At 58.1% G+C, this 23827-nt stretch carries 21 protein-coding genes; 12 read left to right on the forward strand and 9 right to left on the reverse strand.

Annotated elements, in window-relative coordinates:
* Window positions 1-15: 15 nt before the first annotated feature.
* The 5 genes from CPH17_RS01090 to edd form a co-directional block, all read right to left on the reverse strand.
* Entirely contained in the window at window positions 16-735 is a 720-nt protein-coding gene (locus CPH17_RS01090) for a FadR/GntR family transcriptional regulator (protein ID WP_096297894.1), read from the reverse strand.
* 125 nt (window positions 736-860) lie between these two features.
* A complete protein-coding gene (locus CPH17_RS01095) occupies window positions 861-1826 on the reverse strand; it encodes a carbohydrate kinase family protein (protein ID WP_096297896.1) in 966 nt (321 codons plus the stop codon).
* A 41-nt stretch (window positions 1827-1867) separates the two neighbouring features.
* Window positions 1868-2737 carry an aldo/keto reductase gene (locus CPH17_RS01100; RefSeq protein ID WP_096297898.1) on the reverse strand — a complete coding sequence of 290 codons (870 nt, stop codon included), beginning with the start codon at window positions 2735-2737 and terminating at the stop codon, window positions 1868-1870.
* A gap of 22 nt (window positions 2738-2759) precedes the next feature.
* Complete coding sequence (glk, locus tag CPH17_RS01105) at window positions 2760-3725, reverse strand: glucokinase (RefSeq protein ID WP_074396037.1); 966 nt, start codon at window positions 3723-3725, stop codon at window positions 2760-2762.
* Window positions 3725-5614, reverse strand: coding sequence for a phosphogluconate dehydratase (gene edd / locus CPH17_RS01110; RefSeq protein WP_096297900.1), 1890 nt, complete (start codon window positions 5612-5614; stop codon window positions 3725-3727). Before edd ends, glk begins: the two co-directional genes overlap by 1 nt.
* A 266-nt stretch (window positions 5615-5880) precedes the next feature.
* Between edd and cobT the strand changes: the two genes are divergently transcribed.
* The 12 genes from cobT to CPH17_RS01170 all read left to right on the forward strand — a co-directional run bounded on the left by cobT (window position 5881) and on the right by CPH17_RS01170 (window position 20245).
* A complete protein-coding gene (cobT, locus tag CPH17_RS01115; RefSeq protein WP_096297902.1) occupies window positions 5881-6945 on the forward strand; it encodes a nicotinate-nucleotide--dimethylbenzimidazole phosphoribosyltransferase in 1065 nt (354 codons plus the stop codon).
* Window positions 6942-7952, forward strand: coding sequence for an adenosylcobinamide-phosphate synthase CbiB (gene cbiB / locus CPH17_RS01120; RefSeq protein WP_096297904.1), 1011 nt, complete (start codon window positions 6942-6944; stop codon window positions 7950-7952). The genes cobT and cbiB overlap by 4 nt, the downstream gene beginning before the upstream one ends.
* Complete coding sequence (gene cobD, locus CPH17_RS01125; RefSeq protein WP_074396041.1) at window positions 7949-9067, forward strand: threonine-phosphate decarboxylase CobD; 1119 nt, start codon at window positions 7949-7951, stop codon at window positions 9065-9067. Before cbiB ends, cobD begins: the two co-directional genes overlap by 4 nt.
* A complete protein-coding gene (locus tag CPH17_RS01130) occupies window positions 9064-9648 on the forward strand; it encodes a bifunctional adenosylcobinamide kinase/adenosylcobinamide-phosphate guanylyltransferase (protein WP_096297906.1) in 585 nt (194 codons plus the stop codon). Before cobD ends, CPH17_RS01130 begins: the two co-directional genes overlap by 4 nt.
* Window positions 9645-10415 carry an adenosylcobinamide-GDP ribazoletransferase gene (cobS, locus tag CPH17_RS01135; protein ID WP_096297908.1) on the forward strand — a complete coding sequence of 257 codons (771 nt, stop codon included), beginning with the start codon at window positions 9645-9647 and terminating at the stop codon, window positions 10413-10415. The genes CPH17_RS01130 and cobS overlap by 4 nt, the downstream gene beginning before the upstream one ends.
* Window positions 10352-11005, forward strand: a complete 654-nt coding sequence (locus tag CPH17_RS01140; protein WP_096300871.1) for a histidine phosphatase family protein — start codon at window positions 10352-10354, stop codon at window positions 11003-11005. The genes cobS and CPH17_RS01140 overlap by 64 nt, the downstream gene beginning before the upstream one ends.
* Window positions 10957-11382, forward strand: coding sequence for a bifunctional adenosylcobinamide kinase/adenosylcobinamide-phosphate guanylyltransferase (locus CPH17_RS01145; RefSeq protein WP_096297910.1), 426 nt, complete (start codon window positions 10957-10959; stop codon window positions 11380-11382). The genes CPH17_RS01140 and CPH17_RS01145 overlap by 49 nt, the downstream gene beginning before the upstream one ends.
* A 171-nt stretch (window positions 11383-11553) precedes the next feature.
* The gene (locus tag CPH17_RS01150; protein WP_231898060.1) at window positions 11554-13665 is read left to right on the forward strand and encodes a type VI secretion system Vgr family protein; all 2112 of its coding nucleotides are present in this window, start codon (window positions 11554-11556) and stop codon (window positions 13663-13665) included.
* Window positions 13665-14423 (forward strand): DUF4123 domain-containing protein, encoded by a 759-nt coding sequence (locus CPH17_RS01155; RefSeq protein WP_096297912.1) that lies wholly within the window; start codon window positions 13665-13667, stop codon window positions 14421-14423. Before CPH17_RS01150 ends, CPH17_RS01155 begins: the two co-directional genes overlap by 1 nt.
* Window positions 14420-17965 (forward strand): toxin VasX, encoded by a 3546-nt coding sequence (locus tag CPH17_RS20150; RefSeq protein WP_231898061.1) that lies wholly within the window; start codon window positions 14420-14422, stop codon window positions 17963-17965. The genes CPH17_RS01155 and CPH17_RS20150 overlap by 4 nt, the downstream gene beginning before the upstream one ends.
* Window positions 17958-18950, forward strand: a complete 993-nt coding sequence (locus tag CPH17_RS01165; protein WP_096297914.1) for a hypothetical protein — start codon at window positions 17958-17960, stop codon at window positions 18948-18950. Before CPH17_RS20150 ends, CPH17_RS01165 begins: the two co-directional genes overlap by 8 nt.
* Window positions 18951-19069: 119 nt before the next feature.
* The gene (locus CPH17_RS01170; RefSeq protein ID WP_096297916.1) at window positions 19070-20245 is read left to right on the forward strand and encodes a hypothetical protein; all 1176 of its coding nucleotides are present in this window, start codon (window positions 19070-19072) and stop codon (window positions 20243-20245) included.
* Window positions 20246-20329: 84 nt separating this feature from the next.
* Here the strand turns inward: CPH17_RS01170 and CPH17_RS01175 are convergent, their stop codons facing one another.
* The 4 genes from CPH17_RS01175 to CPH17_RS01190 all read right to left on the reverse strand — a co-directional run bounded on the left by CPH17_RS01175 (window position 20330) and on the right by CPH17_RS01190 (window position 23821).
* Window positions 20330-20947 (reverse strand): hypothetical protein, encoded by a 618-nt coding sequence (locus CPH17_RS01175; RefSeq protein ID WP_096297918.1) that lies wholly within the window; start codon window positions 20945-20947, stop codon window positions 20330-20332.
* A 42-nt stretch (window positions 20948-20989) separates the two neighbouring features.
* Window positions 20990-21880, reverse strand: coding sequence for an NAD-dependent epimerase/dehydratase family protein (locus tag CPH17_RS01180; RefSeq protein ID WP_096297920.1), 891 nt, complete (start codon window positions 21878-21880; stop codon window positions 20990-20992).
* A gap of 112 nt (window positions 21881-21992) precedes the next feature.
* On the reverse strand, window positions 21993-22757 hold the full coding sequence (locus CPH17_RS01185) for an ABC transporter ATP-binding protein (RefSeq protein WP_096297922.1): 765 nt from the start codon (window positions 22755-22757) through the stop codon (window positions 21993-21995).
* Window positions 22754-23821, reverse strand: coding sequence for a FecCD family ABC transporter permease (locus CPH17_RS01190; protein ID WP_096297924.1), 1068 nt, complete (start codon window positions 23819-23821; stop codon window positions 22754-22756). Before CPH17_RS01190 ends, CPH17_RS01185 begins: the two co-directional genes overlap by 4 nt.
* Window positions 23822-23827: the final 6 nt, after the last annotated feature.

The following is a 23827-nucleotide window of genomic DNA, read 5'->3' on the forward strand; positions in this document are numbered from 1 at the left end:
CAGGTCAGATCCTTGTTAATTGACAATGCCCAGGTCGATGGCCGTGCGGCGTAGCACTTCCCGCGCGGCGAACGATGCCGCGTCGACATCCCCACACACAATGGCTTCAAGGACGTGGCGGTGGCGGGTCAGGCTATCGTCAAAGGTGTCGGTGCGGTGCTGGGAGCTGTGAACCAGGGCCATGATCGAAGGACGTAGCAGATGGCCCATTTGCCGCCACACCAGGTTATGGCTGGCTTGGTAGGTGGCGTCGTGAAACATCACGTCGTACTCGGCGTGTTGGGCGCGAGCATTGGGGGACCGAGCCGTTTTCTGCATGCCTTCAAAGGCCGCTTCAAGCCGTGCGATATCGTCCGCGTCGGCGGCCTCAGCCGCCAGGCCCGCCACGACAGGCTCGGCCGAAAAGCGAAACGCATAGATGGCACGAATCAGCTGCGGGTCGAGGTTGATAAGCCCGGTCATCCATTCGCTCATCAGCGGGTCGAGCAGATGCCAATCGCTCATTTCACGCACCTGCGTGCCCCGCCCGGCGGTGCGGGTAAGAAGCCCGGCAGAGGTTAAGCGGGTCAGCGCATTGCGCACCTGGTTACGGCTCACATCAAAATGCGTGCCGATGTCCAGTTCCTTGGGAAAGGCATCACCGGGTTGCCAGTGGCCTGCCAATAATGCCCTGGCTAGCAAGCGAGCTAATCCAGCGGCATCGCCTTGGTGGTGGGGGAGCGTTTCCAGCGTCATAGCGGTCACGTGTTAAATAGTAGTGACGCCATGGTAGTAAATGTCAGACATTTAGACAAGCTCAGCGCTATTCGACCATCGTCTGCAATGTAGGGCGCTTGATAGCGCGCCCTGACGAGAAACGACTAGGTGGCGCTGCGCAATGCGTCAATATCGGCATGGGTAGGCAGCGCTGCGTAAGCGCCTGGGCGCGTCACTGCGTGCGCGCCGCAGCGGCAGGCGGTATTCACCGCACGGGTGAGAAAGTCAGCGTCCTGGTGCCAGGCTTCCTCGATGCCGTGACGCGAAAGCTCGGCCAGCAGCCCGCCGATAAACGCGTCGCCGCCTGCGGTGGTGTCCACAGCGTCAACCTTGGGCGGCGCGATGGTTTGATCGATACCCACGCCCTTGATCGCCACGCTATTGGGGCCGTCGGTAATCAGCATGACTTTCACGCCCGCGGCAAGGCGTTCCGCCACCCACGCCTCTTGCGGATGGTCGCCGCGCAGGTAATCAAGCTCGTCGAGCGATACCTTCACAAGCTCCGCACTATCCAGTAGCTGCGTCACCAGGCCAATATCCGCCGCTCCATCGATCCATAGATTATGCCGCAGATTGGCATCCACGCTGACCAGGCAGCCTGCGCGTTTGGCCATGGTGGCAATCGCCAAGGTGGTGTCGGCGATCTCGGGGTCGGTCAGGCTATTGCTGCACAAGTGCAGGATCGCGGGCTGTTCAAATACCCCCTGGGGCAGATCATCCAGGCGGTAAAGCAGATCAGCGGCCGGTGGGCGGTAAAAGTCGAAGGTGCGCTCGCCCTGGCTATCCCGGGAAACAAACGCCAGCGCCGTGCGCGCTTCTTTGGTAAGCACCACGCCCTGGGTATCCACGCCGTGGTGTTGTAGTTCACGGATTAAAAAATGCCCGAAGGTATCGTCACCCACCATGCCTAAAAACTGGCTGGGCACGCCGAGCCGTGCGCAGGCAACCGCCACATTGGCGGGCGCGCCGCCGGCGTAGGGGGTAAAGGTCTCGGGTCCTGTATCGTCGTTACCCAGACGGCTTGAGAGCATGTCGACGAGGGCTTCGCCAAAGGCAATGATCGGCGTCATCATGGGTCCTTGTGATTATTGGTCTGATGGAGAGACATAACCTACGCGACACAGTGGCCGCGTGCGGCTTCCAGTAATTCGTACCAGGCTTCTCTGGGAAGCGTATCGGGGCCTTCGAGCATAGCGGCAATGCGCTCGGGTTTCACGCTGCCCACCACGGGCGCAGGGCGATTGGGTAGCGTGCGTAGCCATGCCAGGGCAATTGCTCCGGGCGTGCTGTTGTGTTCGCTCGCCAGACGGAGCAGCACGTGGCTCACTTCGCCTTCCATCAGTGCGCCGCCCGCCAACGGTGACCAGGCCATCGGCGCGTGGCCGTCGGCGCACAGGTCGTCGAAGCTGCCGTCAAACAGCGGTGTGCTATGGGCGATGGAAAGCTCGATCTGATTGGCGCGCAACGCATGGTGCATGGCGTTTTGCAGGCGGCGCCACTGGCTGGGCAGGTGGTTGGAAACGCCTGCGGCGCCAATTTTTCCCGCGTTAATGGCGTCATCCAGCGCGCGACCGGTGGCCTCGGCGTCCATTAACAGGTCGGGGCGGTGAATCAGAAAGTGGTCGATTCGCTCGACGCTCAAGCGGTTAAGTGAATCATCAATCGCTCGGTTCAGGTACGCCGGGCTTGCGTTGTAGTGCTTGACCTTGCCCGAGCCAGGGGCGGGGTTGTCGTTGGCAATGCTGGCTTTCGTCACCACCTTGAGCCGCTTGGCAAGCGCCGGGCGGGCGCGCAGCGCCTGGCCAAATAGCGTCTCACCGGCACCGTTGCCGTAGATGTCGGCGTGGTCAAACCAGTGCAGGCCCTGCTCGAGTCGCGCCTCGATCCAGTCAGCCAGGTGATTTGCCTGGTGCATATCGGTGGCCTCGTGAAGACGCATCATGCCGAGTACGAACGGCACGTCGAAGGTTGGCGCGGGCATAAGGAGCTTCCTGTTGGTTGGCTTAAAACACTTCTTCGTTATGCAGTGCCTCGGCGGCGCCCAGCAGCCCCGTCCATGGATGGGTGACCACCCAAATGGGAATGTCGGCGTTGTACGCGCCCATGCGGCCTTTGTTGACGAAGCTGTCGCGCAGTTGGCTTTTCGGCAGCCAGTCAAGCAGGCGCGGCAGGATACCGCCGCACAGATAAACCCCGCCACGGGCGCCCATGGTCAGCGTGGCGTCGCCGCACACGTCGCCAAGGATTTTCAGGAACCGCAGCAGGCTGGTGGTGGCGGTGGGGTCGCCTGTGTTGGCGGCTTGGGTCACCTCTGCCGGGGTAGTGCAGCGCGGCGCCTGATCGTCAAGCGCGCAGTGGGCCTGATAAAGCTCGAGTAACCCTTGGCCGCACAGAATGCGCTCCACGCTCACCCGCTTGTGGCGCTGTAGAAACACGTCAAGCAACGCGCGCTCGGTGTCATCGGTGGGCGCGAAGGTAATGTGTCCGCCCTCGGTGGGCAGTGGTATCCAGGCGTGCTGGCCGGGGAAAACACCGGCCACGCCGAGCCCCGTGCCGGGGCCAATGACCAGCCGCGTAGAATGAGACTGAACGCTGCCGGGCTGTACTTCCACCAGGTTGTCTGCGCCAACGTGGGGCACGCCCAGTGCCTGGGCGGTGAAGTCGTTGATGATCTTGAACAGCGATAGGTTCAGCGTTTCGCGAACCTCGCTTTTCATGAAGTCCCAGTGGTTGTTGGTCATCTTGACCCGCTCGGCATGAACCGGGCAGGCAAACGCCAGACAAGCCTCGCGCGGGGCATTTTCACCCGTTGCGCCTACCCGGCTCAGGTAGTCCTGAATCGCCTCAATAACGCCTGGGTAGTCCGCGCAGGGGAGATTGATAATATCGTGCGGGGTAATGTCGCCTGGTGTCACCAGCGCCAGGCGTGCATTGGTCCCGCCGATATCGCCGATCAAGGCCGGTCGCATCAGGCATCCTCTTGGAGAATCTGTCCTTCCTGGCGGGCCAGGTCGTCGGCCTCAAAGCCGCCGAACACCCCGGCGCCTTCCTCGCCGCGCATGGCCAGGTGGCGGAAGCCAGAGAATAGCTCACGGCCAAGACCAACGTGGTAGTGATCCAGGTTGCCGATGGTCAGTTCGCGCTCGGCCCAGTTGGCGGGGTCTACCTTGGCGTTGAGGGTCCCGGCGTTGGCGTCCAGGCGTACGATATCGCCATCGCGCAGTTTCGCCAGTGGGCCGCCGTCCAGGGCTTCCGGACTCATATGGATAGAAGCCGGCACCTTGCCTGAGGCGCCCGACATGCGGCCGTCGGTGACCAGCGCCACTTTATAGCCACGGTCTTGCAGCACACCCAGGAAGGGCGTCAGCTTGTGCAGCTCCGGCATGCCGTTGGCCTTGGGCCCCTGGAAGCGAACCACCACGATCACGTCGCGATCCAAATCACCGGACTCGAAGGCGGCCTTCATCTCGTTCTGATCTTCAAAAATCTTCACCGGCGCTTCGACGATGCGGTGCTCTTCGGTGACCGCCGATACCTTGATGACCCCGCGGCCCAGGTTGCCTTTCATCACCGTCAGGCCGCCGGTGGGCGCGAACGGGTTGGCAACGGTGCTTAGCACGGCTTCGTCGAGGCTTTTCTCAGGACCTTCGTGCCAGACCACCTTGCCGTCTTCCAGGAAAGGCTCCTGGGTATAGGCGGTCAGGTCGGTACCGAACACGGTGGGAATATCGCCGTGGAGCAGGCCTGCGCCCAGCAGCTCGCGGAACAGGAAGCTCATGCCGCCCGCCGCCTGGAAGTGGTTGATATCCGCCTGGCCGTTGGGGTAGACCCGCATTAGGCTTGGGGTGACCGCGGAGAGGTCAGTGAAGTCATCCCAGTTGAGGGTGATGCCCGCCGCTGCCGCCATGGCAATCAGGTGGAGCGTGTGGTTGGTCGAGCCACCGGATGCCAGCAGCCCAACCACCGCATTGACGATCGCGCGCTCGTCAATCTGCTTGTAGAACGGACGGTACTCGCCACCGGGTTCGGTATTGCGAATGGCCTGTTCGGTGGCGTAGCGGGTCAGGGCCTCGCGCATCTCTGTGCCGGGGTTGACGAACGAGGTGCCCGGCAGGTGCAGGCCCATCACTTCCATCATCAACTGGTTGGAGTTGGCAGTGCCGTAGAAGGTGCAGGTGCCGGGGCTGTGGTACGACTCGGATTCGGCCTCCAGCAGGGCATCGCGGCCGACCTTGCCTTCGGCGTACAGCTGGCGGATGCGGGCCTTTTCCTTGTTGGGCAGGCCGCTGGGCATCGGGCCGGCCGGCACGAACATCGCGGGCAGGTGGCCAAAGCGTGCCGCGGCAATGAATAGCCCCGGCACGATCTTGTCGCACACGCCGAGATACAAGGCTGCGTCGAACATGTTGTGGGAAAGGCCCACGGCGGTGGCCATGGCTATTACATCCCGAGAGAACAGCGACAGCTCCATGCCAGGCTGGCCCTGGGTCACACCATCGCACATCGCCGGTACGCCACCGGCAAACTGGGCCGTTGAGCCCATCGCGTTGGCAGCGGCTTTAATAGTGGCCGGGAAGGTTTCAAACGGCTGGTGAGCCGAGAGCATGTCGTTGTAGGCCGAAATGATCCCCAGGTTGGCGCTGTTCATCAGCTTGAGGGAATCTTTTTCCTGCGGGCTGCAGGCCGCAAACCCATGGGCGAGGTTACCGCATGAGAGCTCGCCGCGATGCACGCCGCGTTTATGTTGGTCGGCCATGCGACGCTCGTAAAGCGCGCGCCGCTCGGCAGACCGCTCACGTATGCGTTGGGTAACCTCGGCAACGGTGGAATTTAAAGTGGCGTGTATTGAGCTCGGCATAGGGACCTCTGCGTGGTAGAGACGGTGAGTCAAACCTGTAGTTATTTTACATTTTTTGGGGGCGATAGGAGAGACCTTACGGCAATAAAAGCGCTAATTGTAGTTTTATTACCCTAATTGATGACAACTATCGCCCTAGGTATTCAGGGCTAACGACGGATTGCGATAGCGGTAATTGCCCGCTTGATAAGCGTAAATCGCAAGTATAGCAGGCCTGCTTTTGCTACCATCCCCTCTCTCGTGATGCTGAACGCTTTGGAGCCACCATGCCCACCGATGTTGCCCCGTCTATTATCGAGCGTATCGCGCCGGTAGACGCAGACGCAGGCGAACGCACCCGCGCCTATCTCGATACGTTGACCAAACCGCCGGGCAGCCTGGGTGAGCTGGAAGCGCTGGCCATACAGCTGAGCGCCATCACCGGAGGGCAAACGCCCAATGTGACGCCAGCCAGCGTGCTGGTATTCGCCGCGGATCACGGTGTAGCCGAAGAGGGCGTGTCCGCGTTTCCCCAGGCCGTAACGGCGCAAATGGTCGCCAATTTCGCCAGCGGCGGTGCGGCCATCAATGTCTTTGCCCGGCAGATTGGCGCGAATATCGACGTCATCGATGTGGGGGTGGCAACACCCTTGGCCGTGGCGGGCGTGACGCATGCCAAGGTACGCCCAGGCACAGCCAATATGGTGGTTGAAGACGCCATGCAATCCGATGAAGCCCAGGCAGCGATTAACGTAGGCGTGGCCGCCGTGGAACGTGCCAGCCACGCCGGGGCCAGGTGCATCATCGTCGGCGAAATGGGGATCGCCAATACCACCGCCAGCAGCGCTATGCTGGCGGTGTTGACCGCTACCCCAGTGGCTCAGGTGGTTGGCGCCGGGACCGGTATCGATAGCGCCCGGCAAGCCCATAAGGTGGCGGTGATCGAACAGGCGATTGACGCGCGTCGGGCGGACCCGGAGGACCCGCTAGCGGTGCTCGCCAAGCTGGGCGGGCTGGAAATCGCTGCGATGACAGGCGCTTATCTGGCTGCGGCCGCGTATCGCTTGCCCGTTGTCGTCGATGGTTTTATTGCCACCGTGGCCGCGCTTACCGCCTGCCGGTTATGCCCAGACGTACGCGGTTACCTGGTATTTGGCCATCAGTCAGAAGAACCTGGCCACTCAACCGCATTGGAAGCCCTTAAGGCCAAGCCCCTGCTTAATCTGGGCATGCGCCTGGGCGAGGGCAGCGGGGCGGCGCTGGCATTTCCACTCCTGCAAGCGGCAGTCGCCATGCTAAATGAAATGGCGACCTTTGCCGATGCGGGCGTTAGCGGCAACACCGGCCAATGACAGTATTCAGCGATTATCTACCCGCGACGCTGGTATTGGTCATCGTGGCTATTATGGTGGATCTGGTCATCGGCGATCCGCGCTCGCTGCCGCACCCGGTGGTGGTGATTGGGCGTGCGATCAGCGTGCTGGAAACACGCTGGAATCAGGGCAGCGACAAGCAGCGCCGGCGGTCGGGCGTTATGCTTACCGCCACGATAGTGCTGGCGACGTTCGCGAGCGCTTGGTTGGTACTCAGGCTGCTTAGCGCTTTGCATCCCTGGCTGGGAATTGTTGCTGAGGTATGGTTACTTGCCACCACGCTTGCTATCAAAGGCTTGGCTGATGCAGGGCGCGCCATTGCGGTGCCGCTTGCAAAGGGTGACTTGCCCGCCGCACGGCAAGCGCTGTCCATGATTGTCGGGCGCGACACGCAAGGCCTTGACGAAGCCGGCATCACCCGAGGGGCAGTTGAAACCGTGGCGGAAAATACCGTGGATGGCATTACCGCGCCGCTATTTTTTGCGTTGATAGGGGGCGCACCGCTGGCGCTGGCCTACAAGGCAGTCAATACCTTGGATTCCATGGTGGGGTATCGCAACCAGCGCTATGCCGATTTCGGATACGCTTCCGCCAAGCTGGATGATATAGCCAACTGGATACCTGCTCGTTTAACTGCGCTATGTCTATGGTTGGCGGGCCTGATAATGAGCGTTCCAAGGGCGTATGCCTTGCATTGGAAGGGCGCCTTGCGGGGCACCTGGCGCGATGCACCGCGTCACCCAAGCCCCAACGCTGGCTGGCCGGAAGCCATGGTGGCGAGGTTGCTCGGCGTGCAACTGGGCGGCACCAACTACTATGAGGGGGTGGCTTCCTGTCGTGCGACGCTAGGCAAGCCGCTGGAGCCGCTCAGAGTTGCCCATATCGACGCAACGATTCGTTTAATGCACGGTGCCTGGGTGCTATTTATGCTGCTGTCCGCTGTCTTGATGGTTGCGCTGAGCCTGTTTCCCCCGAGGTTTTTATGAGCACATTTACATGGCCCAGCCACGGCGGCCAAGCCGAAGCGCTATTGGCCCACTTTGGCTTGCCCGCCACTCATCGGCTGGACGATTTTAGCGCCAACCTTAATCCCTTGGGGCCACCCGCCTGGGTGCGCGACTGGTTAACCCAACAGTTGGCAGGCCTTGAGCGCTATCCGGCGCCGGATTATTCCGCAGCCCGCCACGCCATCGCAAGCTATCACCAACTGCGCCCCGAGCAGGTGCTGCTGACAAACGGCGGCGCCGAGGCGATTTTTCTTGCCGCTGCGCTACATGCCTGGCAGCGCGCGGCAATTATAACACCAAGCTTTGGTGAATATGCCCGTGCTTGCTGCGCCCACCGGCTCTCAATCGTTGAGATCGCGCTGCCCGTGCCGGACTTTGACCTGGATGTTGATACGCTGTTGGCAAGGCTTAATGATATCGATGTGCTGTTTCTGTGTCGGCCCAATAATCCCACAGCGACACTTATCGATACCTCGACCATGGAGATACTGCTGGATTACACGGCTTGGGCGGGCTGCCGGGTGGTGGTGGATGAGGCTTTTGTGGACATGGTCGGCGATACGCATGATGCGGTGTCGCTGGTACCGCTGCTGGATCGCTATCCGCATCTAATTCTGCTGCGCTCGATGACCAAGTTTTATACGCTGCCGGGGCTACGGTTAGGCTATATGCTGGCGGATGAAGCCACTATTCAGGCGGCACAGGCCCACCAGCCGCCCTGGAGCGTGAATCACCTGGCGGCGGAGTTGGTAGCGCCGCTGCTGGCGGACGGTGCCTTTACCCGCCGCACCCAGCGCTGGTTAGCCAGCGAGCGGCGCCCTATGGAGCAAGTGCTTGCCCAATTGGGGCTGGAGGTGGTGCCAAGCCAGGCGTGCTTCTTTCTTCTCCGCCCTGGCGTCGAGCTACGCGCCGCAGGTATCTCCAGCGACGTGCTATTTGAGCGGCTGCTGCGCCAGGGTGTATTGGTGCGCCATACGCATAACTTTACCGGACTCGATGGCGACTGGCTGCGTGTAGCCCTGCGCGATGCACCTGCTAATCATCGGCTAGTGAGCGTGCTTAAAACAGTAACTGCCAAAACAGGTGCTGCATGATTGTCTTTATAAGCGGCGGGGCACGCTCCGGCAAAAGTGATGTAGCCGAGCAGCAGGTGGTGGATGCCGCGGGCAGCGCAGCTTGCTACTACCTGGCCACTGCCAAGGTCACGGATGACGAAATGGCCGAGCGAGTGGCCCGCCATCGCCAGTCCAGAGACGAGCAGAGGCAAACCGCTCAGTGGAAGACTATCGAAGCGCCGCTGGCGATTGATCAGGCGCTCTCTGACGTGCCCGATGGCTGCGCCGTGCTACTGGACTGCCTGACGCTCTGGGCCAGCCAGGTGCTGTACGCCAGCGAGCTTAGCGAAGATCAGGGCCTGGCGCTGCTGGCCGACACCATAAAGGATGCCCGAGCGCGTAACGTGCACCTAGTAATTGTGTCAAACGATATCAACGAATCGCTGCCGCCCACCGATGCTGAGACCTGGCGTTATCTCGCCTTTCTCCAGCGCGCCCACCGCTGGCTGGCCACCGAGGCCGACGCCGTTGTTGAGGTAATCGCGGGCTGCGCCCTGAACTGGAAACCTGAGCAGTGGAAGCATGAGCAGGGGAAACCCCAAAAGGAGCGGTTGCTGTGAAAAACGCTCTGTTTGGGCTCGTGCTGGCGCTGCAATTTCTGACCCGAATCCCCATTCCCATCGCCAGCCCCTGGACGCCTGTAACCCGGCGCTGGGCGGTGCGTGCCTACCCGCTTGTCGGTCTGCTGATCGGCAGCATCTTGGTGCTGGTGGCATTTGCCATGCACAACGTCCCCACGCCGATCACCGCGCTGGCGCTGCTTAGCCTTTGGGTCGCGCTTTCCGGTGGGCTGCACCTGGATGGCGTCATGGATATCGCCGATGCGCTGGGCAGCAATCAGCTGCTGACGCGCCGTTGGGAAATCATCAAAGACCCGCAGATCGGCAGTTTCGGCATGCTGGCGCTGGTGTTTCTGCTTGCCTGGAAGGGCGTATTGGTTTGGGCACTGCTTGCCTACCAGGCGCCGCTCTGGTGGCTGCTGGTGGTGCCCGCACTCGGGCGCTGGACGGGCGTTGCCTTGCTTGTCCTGACGCCCTGCTCCCAGCAAAAGGGTTTGGCGTGGAGTTGGCAGCAGTCGCTTAGCGGCCCGGATGTGGCCCTGGCGCTGGTGCCGCTCGCGTTGATGGCGTTGCTGGCACCCTCGCTTGTGCTGATTGGGCTCGCGACGGCGGTCTTTGTGGCGCTTTCACGCGTGTTTATGTTGCGACTGTTTAACGGCATCAACGGCGATATGGTCGGTGCCACCATTGAAGGAGGAGAGCTTTGGCTACTGATCTTACTGTGGAGCTGGTGGCAGTTCGCCACGGTATCACCGCCTGGAATCTAGCTCGCCGCTACCAGGGCCAGCGCGATATCCCGCTGCTGTTTCCCGATGCCGAGGCGGGCCTGCTGGCGCTGCGCGAAGCGCTGGCGGACGAGCGTTTCGATGCCATTTATTCAAGCGACTTGAACCGCTGCCAGCAGACGCTTGAGTGGATTCAGGCCGCGAAAGAGGGTGTGCACGTTGCGCTGGAGCCGCGTCTGCGCGAACTCGACTTTGGCGAGTACGAAGGCAAGGTGTATGACGAACTCAAAGACCTGCCGCACTATCGCGCCTGGATTGACAGTGTCGGCGAGCGGCAGATTCCCGGCGGTGAATCCGCCGCCCAATTGCGCGCACGTCTGGAGGCCTGGCTGCATGCTGTGGCCGCGAATGCCCAGCAAAGCGAGCACCGCAAAATTCTGGCCGTCACCCACGGCGGCGTGATCCGTGAACTGCGCCGTCGTTTTGAAACCCTTCATTTCTGGGATGGTTCGGTGAGTCAGGCCCAGGGCAGGCGCTGGACACTTACTTATCACACCGATGCGAATGGCAAAGGAGATTGGCAATGCAGCTCTTCATCGGCGGTGCCTGCGCAGGTAAACGCGACGTCGTAACGGCTCGCTTTCCCGATGCCGTATGGTATCGGCTTGCGCCGGAGCAGCGGCTGGATGCGTGTCAACAAACGCTGCTTGCCGATACGCCGTTGGTGATCACTGGCGTGTTGGAGTGGCTCGAAGCCGCATCAGGAAGTATGCAAAACGATGCGTTCCGTGAGCAATGGCAGAGGGATATGACCTGCCTCTACCAGCGCGCCAGCCAGATAAACGCACCGTTGATTATCATCGCCCACGAAGTCGGCTGTGGCATCGTGCCCATGCAGCCCGAACAACGCCGCCTGCGCGATCTCAATGGCTGGTTCGTACAAGACGCTACCCGTCAAGCCGACCAGGTTTGGTATGTGCGGCATGGGTTGGTGCAGTTGATTAAGTAGTTTGCCCGGCTTTTTATCACGATAGCGCGGGCGAATTTTTGCCTGTTTTGTAAGCGATTTCTTACGCCGTGTAAGAGATCGCTGTGACTTGTCCTAAATGGGTTGTGCTTCGCTTCTAGCTCGCTATTCTGATCGTTTTTATTAGCAGTTGACGATCCAGGGAGCGGGATTATGTCTGACAGGATGGGGGCGCATAAGACAGGCCTGCAATTCACACTAACACTACCTGGCGTTGACGATATCGCGGTGATCGACTTCACCCACCGCGAAGCGCTCTCCCAACCCTTCGAGCTGGCGCTGAACATTGCCAGCCGCGACGGCAGCCTGGACGCCGCCGAACTGCTGGATCGTGAAGCGTCATTGACCATCTGGCAGGACGGCGAACCGCTGCGCCGGGTGCACGGCATTGTCAGCGAATTTGGCCGGGGCGACCGCGGCCACCGCCGCACCTTCTACTCGCTGGTGTTACGTCCCGCTTTGTGGCGGCTTTCCCTGCGCCACAACTCGCGGATCTTCCAGAAGACCGACCCGCTCACCATCATCAATACCCTGTGCGATGAGCGCGGCATTCGCGACGTGGCCTTTGCGGTCACACGTGAGCTCCCCGAGCGCGAATACTGCGTGCAGTACCGCGAGACCGACCTTGCCTTTATCGAACGCCTAGCCGCCGAAGAGGGGCTGTTCTATTTCCATGAGTTCGAGGATAGTGACAACGGCGCCCATCGGCTGATCTTCGCCGACGACCCACAGCTACTCACTAGCCTAGGCGAGCGCAGCTACCATAGTCGCGCGGGTGGTACCGCTCCCATGCGCCATGTGCGCAAGCTCAGCCATACCGCCCGAGTGGCGAGTTCATCCGCCACGCTGAAAGACTACAGCTTTAAAAATCCCGCCTATGCGCAACTCCACGACCACCTGGGCCGCGACGTTGAGCAGCACGGCCAGCAAGTGGACTACGAACACTACGACTACCCCGGCCGCTACAAGCAGGACGCCTCCGGCGAGCCCTTTACCCGCATCCGCCTGGAACAACTGCGCCGCGAGGCGATTACTGCCAGCGCGGAAAGCGACCTGCCAGAACTGGCCCCCGGCCTGCGCTTTAGCCTGACCGACCACGACACCGACAGCCTCAACCGCGATTGGCAGGCCATCGAAGTACGTCATGTCGGCGAGCAGCCCCAGGCGCTGGAAGAAGACGGCATCACTCAAAGTGATTCTGCCGGGATGACCCGCTACCACAATCAGGTCACGCTGATCCCCGGTGATGCCCCCTGGCGAGCAACGCCTAATCCCAAACCCCGCGTCGATGGCCCCCAGGTTGCCTTTGTGGTTGGCCCGGAAGGCGAAGAGATTCACTGCGACGAGCACGGCCGGGTCAAGGTCCAGTTCCCCTGGGATCGCTACGCAGAGCCAAATGACACGGCTAGCTGCTGGGTACGCGTCGCCCAGGGCTGGGCGGGCGGCGGCTATGGCAGCATCGCCATTCCGCGCATTGGCCACGAAGTGATTGTCTCGTTTCTGGAGGGTGACCCAGATCAGCCGCTGGTTACCGGGCGTACCTATCACGCCGTCAACACCGCGCCTTACCCGCTGCCCGAGCACAAAACCCGCACGGTGCTGCGCACCCAGAGCCACAAGGCCGAAGGCTTCAACGAACTGCGCTTTGAAGACGAAGCGGGCGAAGAACAGATCTGGCTCCACGCCCAGAAAGACCTTGAGCTACTGACGCTCAACGACCGTGTTGAAGATATCCGCAACGACAGCTTCTTGAAGGTCAATAACGACCGCATCAGTGAAATCGACAACGACGATCACCACACGGTGCACGGCAATCGCTTCGAGCACACCGAAGGCCAGCAGCACCTCAGCATTGACGGTACCCTGCACATCAACACAGGCCAGGCCTGGCTCAGCGAAAGCGGCCGCGAGCTGCACATCAAAGCGGGCCACAAGGTGGTGCTGGAAGCGGATAGCGAATTAACCCTCAACGCCGGGGGAAGTTTCCTCAAGGTGGACGGCAGCGGCGTCACCATGGTGGGCCCCAACGTCAAAGTAAACGCAGGCGGCAGCCCCGGCAATGGCAGTGGTCAGGCAGTGGAAGGCCCACTGCTGCCAGGGCATGCGATGGCGGAGATGCATGAAGATGTCACCATGGGGCCAGTTTTCGGTAAGCGACTTGAACAAGCCATGGTTGATGATATTCCTTTGGTTGAGCTTTGCCAGTTACAGCGTGATGGAAGCTGCCCGCTAGCTGACTGTCCTTGTAGAAATAAGGTGACGTGATGAGAGTCATTCAAGCAAGCACGTTATCGCAACTGCTAAATCAGAATAACGGACTGCAGCATTGGCTTGTGCTGGAAGAAAACGGAAAAACGTTATCGTCTCTTTATCGGCAACTGCAAAGTGTCGATTTTGATTGGTTGTTTCTCCAGACTCGCTATAAAGATTTTTTGAAGCGAAGCCCTATTGTGATGCCTTTGAACCAAGCTACTGGAGGCATTCTAGAAATGTTTTCTGCAGATCCCAGAAGGGGCATTGCACCTGGTATCGTTATAGCAAGTCGCGCGCCGAGAAACGAAGTGTTAGCGCACTTGCGAAGCTGTCTGGAAGTAGCATTTTACGGCAACCGAAAAGGGATGTTGCGCTTCTATCACCCAGATATTGCTGCTGCGCTTTTTAGTCAGCCTGAAGGGGTTAGTGGACAGTGGTTTGGGCCAATAGACCAGTGGATATGGCAAGGTCACGAGATGGGCGTTAAACCCACGGCATCCCCTCTGTGGCAAGCACTGGAAGCAGGTGGTCAAAAGGATGAAAGCGTGTCTGCTGCCCGCCAGGTGCTACGGCTGACTAGGCACCAGGAGCATGCGCTTGAACGTTATATTCGATTAACAAGGGCATTTAAACAGAATAGAAACCCTGGAGAGTCGTTGGACGATATGGAAATACGACGACATTTCTTGGGCACCGATATAGCACGGCAAGCGTTATTCCCAACTGAAAATCATAACCCGGTTAGCGCCACGGCAGAGAGCAGCGTATGAGCCAGGAACTGAGCCAACATAAGGCATGTGAAGAGCCCAAACTGTTTATCCAGGTACTTGGTAAAGACCACCCTGAAGGTCATCGGTTCTTATTTTATGATGAACATGACGAGCAAGAGCAGCCTGCGTTAACAGATGCTGTTGAAGAAGAAGACCTGCCGGAACCGATAAGCCGTATCCATAGTTGGGAGTGGGAGGCAGAACCAAACCGCAATGTCTGGTTAGAGATTGCCAGCGATGAAGGGGCCCCGATACGTGTACCGCTGTTTGCTGGTGTGGGTAAAACCCCCTGGCAAGAGCATGAACGCGATACGATTTACCAGCAGTATGTTGTTCAGCCCATTGTGCCGCTCGCCTTTTGGCAATCCCTGGTGGAGGACACCTCCCATGCCCTGCCGAGCCGTAATGGCTACTTATATATTTGCTATCGTGGTGCACTATGGCGTGAAATTGAAGTGTCAGTTTCTGAAGCAGATGAATGGCAATTCAAGGATGTAGACCTGGCAAAGCACCGCGATGAAAGCGATGGCTTTGTTGATGACCGACGTTCAGCAACTGGCCAATCCCTTACAGAAATATGGTTGCCTGCCCGTCGTGCCTCAAAATGGCTAAGCGGCGAGCTCAAGGTAGCATTTTCAGATGTTCAATGGTCAGCTGCCCGGCTAAACTGCCTAGAAACAGACACGGCGGAGGTTAACCAGCGTTTCCAACCAGTCTCCCTGCAAAACCCATCTGATCGCATTGTGAGCGGTCAGCTACTTGATGCTGAGCAATTGGTGCCCCAGCGCCAACGTACTCCCTGCCTAGAGTTGCAAATTGCTCACCCGCCACTTTGGGTAGAGGATCTTTCAGGCAACGCTGTTTCTTCACTCTATCAGCAAGCTTTAAGCGAACAGCAAAGCTTCGACAGAGGAGGCTCAGAAGCGGTTAATGGGGCTTGGAACGAAGCCAATCGAGACACCTCACCTTTAAAGCATGAAGTGGGCCTGCGGGCTGCCGCTGCAGATGTGGTGTGCCATTCATACCGCCGCAGTTCTACATCGACTCAAAAAGAAGAAGAAAACGAGCCACCCAATTGGGAGGAATTGCCTGATGGCGGTGATGTTTTAGAAGATGCGCGCCAACGTCATATCCCCGGGCTAATTATCAACGACCCACTGTTCGAGCTTCGCCACGCGCTGAGCCAGATGCAATTATCCCAAAACTACTTATCGATACTGCTTGAGCGCTGCGCGGCTCAGCCCCACTACCGAAGTGCCATTATGGTACAAAAGCGCATCATGCCCGAACACATTGGTGGTCAGAGCAACCCTTTACGACGCTTAGCATCGGAGCCAGCGCTTGACTACCTTGGCGGAGAGTTTCACACCAGTGTGGCCACGCTGGCCCGGGATATTGCTCATCGGCTTTGGGAATTTCACCAGACACGCCTAGCCGAGCTAATAGGAACTTCAAGCTATCAGCGAGCGTTGATAGATTACTTTAGCCTGGAGGAAAGCGATTATTTAAGTGGCTTCTGCCTGGTAGAGCAGTGCTTCACCGCCCTAAGTCTCGATCCAAAGCGCGCCGACATTTTAGTGAATGAAGATACTCCAACCCAGCTCCATACCGCTAACAATCGAGCCGCCCAGCGCACTTTGCTTAGTCTATTTGAAGAAGGTAGCACTGCACCGCTGCATGCCATGTGCTTCCCCGACAGCGAAACCCACCCAGTTGACCAGCCTTTTGTGCTCCCGGAAGAGGAAAGCAATGATGGTACAGGCCGCTTTCGTGCTAAAGCCTTGACAGACGAAAGTAAGCGAGGGGATCCGCCAGATAAAGAAAACCTGCAAACCGTAGAAGTCTCACTGCTTGCCGCCGCCGCCCGCCTAAATACAATTGGCGAGCTCAACCGCTGGTCAGGGGCAATGGATAATGTCTTCGGCCGCATAGCGGAAAGCGGTAAAAGCTTACTAAGCCAAGTAGCGGAACCTAGTGAAAGAGTAGCGATGGCTGCAAGAATCTATATGCCTGCCTTTAACGCATCACGTGGTGCGTTGCATACTCTACTGGGCGACTTAACTTTCCAGCCGTTGGGCAATGTCGATATGAGCCGTGTCGCATTGCTAGGTGTGGAAGATATCCAATCAGGTATGACATTTGGGCTAGACAGTGCTGATCGCAACTACATTGCGCGCAATAACCATCGCCAATTTTATGGGGAGATCTATCGCACATCCAATGGTGAATTGCTAGGAGGCACTAACCAAAGCCGTTTACGCTCGATGAGCGATATCGGCGAAGCCCGTGCGGTGCGCTTTATTTTTGCCCCTATTGATTCTGAAGCAGCGCAGTTAGTTAGGCGTGGGGGCGAACGAATTGGCTTCACTGAGCGAGCGATTAGTGCCACCCGGCTGCCTTATATAATGGTTGTCATTCAGGGGATGAACTTGGGACAGAGTCTCGCTACAATTTCTAACTCCAAGAAAGCAGCATTTGCCACAATTTCTGCTGGCGTCGATATGGCTCTATCTATATTAAATTTAAGCGACTACATATCACGCCGTAATAATGCTCCGCAGTCCATTGTTAAAACAAGTAATATTAGTCAGAAAATACTCATCCGGAATGGTCAAACTAACGTTGTCAGCCGCCTTTTTCCTAGCTTAATCCGTGTTAATTGGATGTTTTCAAAAGCGGCAGGGCTTTTAGCAGCAGTTACAATGACCTGGGAGGCAATGGAACGATTTAAAGAAGGTGATATGGATGCTGCGGTAGCATATGGCATGGCTGCGGTAGGCGCTACGATGCTAATGGTGTTTAGTGGGCCCGTCGGTTGGATAGGGCTGGCACTATTGGTGGGCGGTGCGGTTACTGGCATTCTGCTAACCGATGGCCCGCTGGAACAGTGGATTAAGCATGGCCCCTTCGGCGATCAGCGTGGTGTAGCCCCATGGTTGGAAGAGCCAGATGAGGCCTACTACCGCCTGCAAAGCCTGTTGGCTAACATTACTATTACCGCCCGCAGAGTGCCTCCACATGAGAGTGATGCATTAATGGCCCAACTGGGCAATACCCATAATCGCCCCACGCCTGCATCATTTTTAACCGGGAAAATGTGGCAAGAGCATCTTCAGCGGACACCTATCAATACGGCAATTGAAGTAAAAAGCGGTCTACCCGGCATGGGGGTTGAATTACAGGATGTAGCGATCATTAGGCGCCTAGAAGGAAAAACCTACAATACGCCGGCATTTAGCGGTTGGATTAAAGAATCTGAAACGCAGATTACGCCACTGTTGACTCAGCTTTCTGCGCACTCCATTCGTTACTATGTTTATACGCCGGATGGTGAACCTGCGTTGGGACATCAAACGGGCATTGACTACCGCTGGGAAGCGCGAATACAGTTTCGGGAGGCAACACAAGTGCCTCTTTTGCCCACTAATCGTTTCTATCCTGCACCGGAACCGCTAAACGCAACGCCCAGCGATATAGCAGATGTCTTTGATAGCACATCGTCTGATAATGATTACTGGGTAAAGGAAACATTGAATGTCTGACCAACCTAACCCCAGCTACTATTATGCTGACACGGCTTACAAACCGGCTAAACGGGTAGCATGGGAGGAGGCTAACCCAGATCGTCAGTGCACCAGCGGCTCGCGTTTAACGTGGTATCGTCGCACTCAGGATAATGGCTCGAAGGATGAATATGGATACGATAATTTGGCTATATCTGCAAACTGGGAATCTGATAAAAATAAGCTAGGACCAGAAGAAAATATTTTTAGTGTTATTAAGGTTAAATATGACCATCAATCTATCATGCCCCCGCATTATAGTTTTTTATCAAAGTGCATGTATATTTTAATGGCATTTGGTATGTTCTTTTTCTTTTTGTTTTTTTGTGGTTTTTTCTTTCTTTCTATTGTCGCCTTAGGACATTGGGTTGTAGGTGGTGAAAGTTATGGTGACTTCAAGTCGTCTTTGTCGATAGCTGCTAGCCTCTGTTTTCCTGTTGCTTTAATTTCACTTTTTTTTTGGAAGGCAGGACGTTTTTTAGAAAAAAAATTTCCTCGTTTTTTTTATGGAATGCGAAAAGCTCCCCTATGGCAACTCAATAGGCAGAATGGTTTTTTCACGATTTATAACCCCAAAAAAGCCTGGGAAGAACGTCTTTCGGCTCCCTTCTATGAATTCGATGCCTACCTTGAAAGCTCGCCGGATACTCAGGGTAGTCCTACTTATTCGCTGATGCTTTACCACCCCGAAACGGGGCTTCGGCAGAAGCTAGATGCTCAGTTCCCGCCTACCAATATGCCTGGCGAACTTGTGGCTGCGTGGCAGTTTATCCAGCGCTATATGGATGTTTCCCAGCCGCTACCGGACGTTCCCGCTCTGGAAATACACCGCTACAAAGACCCTGCCACGGCAGCCGCTGATCAGCGCAAAGGCCGTAACCCACGCTACTGGCGGGACATGAGCGAGGAAGACGTAGAGAAAATCCAGGAAGAGAAGTACCGCAAAAATATTCGCCTACGTTAAGGCCCTCGGAAGCAGTAGCCAGTCATTGAATTAAACAACATTCTCAAGGCAGCCGCTACTAAGCGCTTGCCTTGGCGGTAGCGTGGCTAAGCGGCTGTGGAACAAGCAATGAGTGAGAGATGAGCCCGATGGAACCGCAAGACCACTATGCCGAGACCGCCTTTCGAGCCGATGACATTCCGCGCCAAGCAACGCCGCCAGTCAAAAGTACATGGGAAAAACTAGGCAGTAATTTGGACGTGGCCCGGCTACCTTGGGGAAATTATATCGGGATCAATCCTACCCTCTATGAGTATGACAATGAGTGGTTTGAGGATTACCAGTACATGAAAGACGACTATTATGACTACGCCATGATTAATGAAGCGCGCTGGTCAAAGTTCGTTGATGAAGATATTAGCCTTCTTTACCGTTTTTTGCGCTTTTGGTTTGTGGTCATTTCTCACGGGTTTAGTTTTATAGGTGGGGGTGGGTACTTTGTTTTCGCTCTAGCCGTTATAACCTCGGTCGTTGGAGTGATCGCTCAATTCTTTTCTGCCACACCAGAATATCCACCGCTTATTTTGACATTTCCGCTTGGAGTGGCTGCATTCTGCGGAGCAGCTACCATACTTCGAAGACTTTACGAGAAATACAGCATCCGCTTTTACAAAAGCAATAAAAACTGGTCAGATGATATCGCTTTTTGTCGGTGCACGGGTATGGTGAAGTCCTTCCGTGGTGAGTTCCCTTTTTATGAGTTCGATGCTTTTATCGAAATGCGCGCTGATATGAAAGGCAACCAGTTCCATAGCCTCAAGGTACGTCATCGCTATCCGCAGCACAGTAAAGACGAGCGCAACGGTCTACCGCTTGATTTCGATTTTCCGGCCGACGGAAGTATTGCCCAGTTATATGCCATGTGGGACATGCTGGGCCGCTATATGGACGTCAGCCAGCCATTGCCGGACATTCCCCGCCTGGAGCCGTTCCGTCATCTCGACCCCACCACCAAGGCCTTCGATGAGGCGGGTAAACGTGGTCGTCCGGCCACCTACTGGCGTGATCTCTATGCCAAGGCCAGCGAAAAAGAACTGAAACAACTCCGCGAAGAGCACCGCCAAGTGGTCGACGCCGCCCCTTGGGGCAGCCGCCCGGACCTAATGGCCCAATCAGTGCCCGGCTATGGCGACAGCTATACCGCAGAACCCGAAGACGTCAACGCCTACGGCCGCTTCCCCAACAAGTCGGACCGCTTCGTCGAGCGCGGTGAAGCAAAAGACGCATCCCCGCAGAACAATCCCGACAATCATTAACGGCACTGGGCTAGCCGTTATCTACCTATTCATTAAAAGGCCGTGAGGGACAGGCGGTTGCAAGGCTATAGTTGATGTATCTCATCAGTAGCGACGCCGCCAACGCTGCCAGCCAATCATCAGCAGATGCACAGGCAGGTAGACCACTACCGGCCACAGCAGCGTCAGCAGGAACAGATACAGCAACGGGTCCAGGCTATCCTGGGATTGGCCGAAGGGGCCGTGTACCCAGTTGATATTGCGCTCGGCTTCGGTGAGCAGATAGCTCAATGGCACCACGATCCAGGTCAGCAGGGTCTGCCATAGAAGGGCGCGACGCGAGTAGCCCAGTTTCGCCACACCGATGCCCGCCACCAGCGGCAATACCACGTGGTAGAGCGACATGGCCCGCGCCAGGGGCGGATGCTCGGGGTCGAACATATACTCAGTGCCGCCGATGGGGTGCACGCCAGTGAGCGCTGCCGTCGCCACATCCAGGCTCCATGTGCTGCCCACCAGCGCCACCGCCAGCCATTGCATCGACATCAGGGTGCGGTGTTCCGTCCACAACGCCACCAGCAGCAGGAAGCTTGCCACGTTGCACAGCCAGAAGAAGTTCTGGGCGCCCAACAGCACTACATAGCTCGGTGCCCAGATCAGAATCCACAGTGTAAACGCCAGCTTAAGCCAACGCGGCACACCGCCTACCGGGGAATCGGCCATGGTCGTCTCCTTATCGGTGCGGTGTTTTTACTCTAGCACTCCTTACTTCTTCAGCTCATCCCGCCAGGAATGGCGCGGTGCGAAACCGACCAGACGGCGCGCTTTCTCGATGCTATAGAAGGTCTCGAACTCGCCCATTTCGCGTTTGATTGGCACCTCTGGGTAGAAACGTTCGATGACCTGGGGATTGGTCAAGCCCACCGATAGGTCGTCATTGGCGACGTTGAACACCTGGTAGCCCAGGCCATCGGTTTTAAGACAGCAATCCACCATTTGGCCCAGGTCGCGGGCGTCGATGTAGGCGAAAATATTGCGACGACGCAGGGCCGGGTCATCCATATAAGCCGGGAAGTTCTCGCGATACTCGTGGGGCTCGATGACGTTGTTGATACGCAGGCCGTAGATGTCGATGCCTGAACGTGCTTGGAAGGAGCGGGCGGTGACTTCGTTGACCACCTTGCTCATCGCATAGCTGTCCTGGGGCACGGTGGGATGTTCTTCGTCGACCGGCAGATACTCGGGCTGCACCTCACCGTCGGCAAAACAGACGCCATAGGTGGTCTCGCTGGAGGCAAAAATCACCTTGGGAATGCCCAGCTTGGTGGCGGCATCCAGCACGTTGTATGTGCTCAGTGTATTGATGCGGTAGGTCTCGTTATCCGGCCGGTGCAGGATGGCAGGTATCGCCGCGAAGTGAACAATCGCATCGTAGCGTGGCACCCCGGTGCCCGGTTCCAGCTCGTCTATCCCGGCGTAGGCATGGCAGGCGTTGAACACCTGGCCTGCATCGGTGAGGTCTGTCTTCAGTGTGGTAATGCCGGGCACGTCGGACGCTACCCAGTCCAGGTTGGTAACGCGGTGGCCCTGGTCGCGCAGATAGGCAGTCGCATGGCGGCCAGCTTTTCCGCTGCCTCCGGTGAATAAAAGGCGCATAGGCAATCCTTAATGAGTGCAAGGTAACGGTTAATGACATTCAACGTATCATGTCACCATAGCAAACAATGCCTTAGCCCGCTGATTGCCATTGGGCGATGCCCCTCAATGCTTAAATTGCGTTGCGGAAACGCATCACCTGGCTGCCGTCGATGGGGTCGGCGAAGATGTCGGCGTAGACACCAAAGGTCTGGCGTAGCCGGAATGCCGTCAGCACCTCTTTAGGCGGGCCGCAATCGACCAGGCGGCCGCCGTCCATCACGCCGATGCGGTCGCACTCCATGGCGTGGTTCAGATCGTGCAAAGAGATAATCACCGTAACGGGAAGCTGCCTGACCAGCTCAAGGATCGACAGCTGGTGGCGTATATCCAGATGGTTGGTCGGCTCGTCGAGCAGCAAGATTTTGGGCTGCTGCGCCAGTGCGCGGCCGATGTGCACACGCTGACGTTCACCGCCGGACAGCGTGTGCCATAGCCTATCGGCCATATGGTGCATGTCCACATCATGCAGTGCCCGGGTGACGATCGCTTCGTCCTGCTCGGACCAGGGGCGTAGCGCTGAAAGAAAGGGCGTCCGGCCCAGGGCCACGACGTCATGCACCGTGATGCGGTCGGTGGTTTCCGCCTGCTGCTCCACCAGCGTCACCGAGCGGGCGATATCGCGCTGACGCATGCGCTCCATCGGGCTGTCATCCATCAGCACACGGCCCTGTTTCGGCTTACGCAGCCCGGCAAGCAGCCTGAGCAGGGTGGTTTTGCCCGAGCCGTTGGGGCCAATCAGGCCAAAGGTCTGGCGGGGTGGGATCGACAGCGACACGTCCGTCAGCAGTTGCGTGCCGTGCACGGCCCAGTTGAGGTGTTCGGCGGTCAGTTTCATCGTGCCCTCGTACCGCGGATCAGGATAAGGGCAAAGGCGGGCGCGCCGATCAGCGAGGTAATCACGCCGATGGGCAGCACCTGCCCGGCGACCAGAATGCGCGAGAGAATATCGGAGAAAATCAGAAATACCGCACCGGCCAGCGCCGTGGCGGGCACCAGTCGTGTGTGACGACTGCCGACAATAAAGCGCATGGCGTGCGGGATCACCAGGCCGACAAAGCCGATCGCCCCGACCATCGAGACCATGACCGCGGTGACCAGCGCCATGGCGGTGATCAAGATACCGCGCACCGGGCGCACCGAAATACCCATGGAGGCGGCGCTGTCGGCACCAAAGGTAAAAGCGTCCAGCGCCCGCCGGTGCCAAAAGCAGATGGTCAACCCCATCAGCGCAGCGGGGATGGCCAACACCACATCGTCCCAGCGCACGCCGGATAGATTGCCCATTAGCCAAAACATAATGCCTCGCGCCTGCTCGGCGCTGGCCGATTTGGCGATAATAAAGGCAGTGAGCGCGTTGAACAGCTGCGACCCGGCAATCCCCGCCAGGATGATCGAGCCTGCGGCCTGTACGCCGCGCTCGCCACCGGTGCCGCTGCTGGCGGCATGAGCGAGCAGAATCACCAGACCAAACGCCAAGACTGCCCCAGCAAAAGCCCCGGCCGAGAGCGAAAGGGCGCCCGCGCCAAGCCCAGCCACGGACACCGACACGGCGCCCGTCGACGCCCCGGCCGAAATCCCCATCAGGTAAGGGTCGGCCAGCGGGTTGCGCAGCAGTGCCTGCAGGACCACACCGGCCAGCGCCAGCCCGGTGCCGCAGCAGGCGGCGACAATGGCGCGGCTGAAGCGGTAATTCCAGATAATCCCTGCGTCGATGCGGTCGACGGCGTAGTCCGCGCCAAACAGCTGGTTGGCGAGTACCTTGAGGATCGTCTCAACCGGAATCGAGGTTTCACCGATGGCGGTGCCCGCAATCAGCGCCGCTACCAGCACCACCGGCGTTATCCAAAGCCAGCGTAACCAATCGCCCGTCGGGAGTGACCGTATAAGCGCGATGCTCATCAGCGA

Origin of the sequence: Halomonas sp. hl-4 (assembly GCF_900215475.1) — a bacterium.
Classification (GTDB): domain Bacteria; phylum Pseudomonadota; class Gammaproteobacteria; order Pseudomonadales; family Halomonadaceae; genus Vreelandella.